Genomic DNA, 744 nt, shown 5'->3' with positions numbered 1-744 from the left:
TCCGATCTAAACCACGACCCGCTTCACCAGCACGCGCAGCTTCAATCGCAGCGTTCAGCGCCAACAAGTTGGTTTGATCGGCAATGCCACCAATCTCACTCAGAATCCCCTGAATCGCCGTGCTTGAAGCCACCAAATTCTGCGTCTGGTGCTGTGCATCATTCACTTGCGAAGCGAGGTTATCCACCGCGCTTGCAGCATTGTCCATACGCGACATGCCATTCGCACTATTGCTTTGAACTTGGCTTGCCGCCGCTGCTGCTTGTACCGCAGAATTTGCCACTTCTTGTGCGGTTGCGCTCATCTCATTAATCGCCGTTGCTAGCGAGTTGACTTCGTTCACTTGAACGTTCAGTTGATCTCTCGAAGCCGCCGCGCGAGCTTGGCCTTCACTTGCGTTTTTATCAACTTGGTCTGCCGTCGCCATTACGGTTAAAAGCATTTCCTGAATGCGAGCGAGGAAGGTATTAAACCAGTGCGCCAGTTGGGCGGTTTCGTCCTTACCTTTCACCTCAATGCGGTAAGTTAGGTCGCCCTCGCCTTGCGCTGCGTCTTTAAAACGCTCCACTAAGTTAGTTAACACTTTGCCCAACGAGGTCGCGATCATCGTCATCGCAACAATACCAATCAGAGCCGCAATAATCCCTGCCCACACTCCCTTTTCAAGAGCTTCTGCACTTTGTTCTTCACTCCATCGCTCGTAGTCATCCACGTTCTTTTTAAGGAAGCTACTGGGAACCGACA

General features: G+C 51.7%; 1 protein-coding gene. It reads right to left on the bottom strand.

From position 1 onward, the window contains the following. Window positions 1–744 (bottom strand): methyl-accepting chemotaxis protein (locus R7093_RS25280; RefSeq protein WP_318147028.1); only part of this gene is annotated, 744 nt, incomplete at both ends.

The sequence above is a fragment of the Vibrio sp. 1580 genome, from assembly GCF_033340055.1.
The sequence above is the reverse complement of the archived record's forward strand: the minus strand, read 5'-3'. Positions and strand labels throughout refer to the sequence as shown.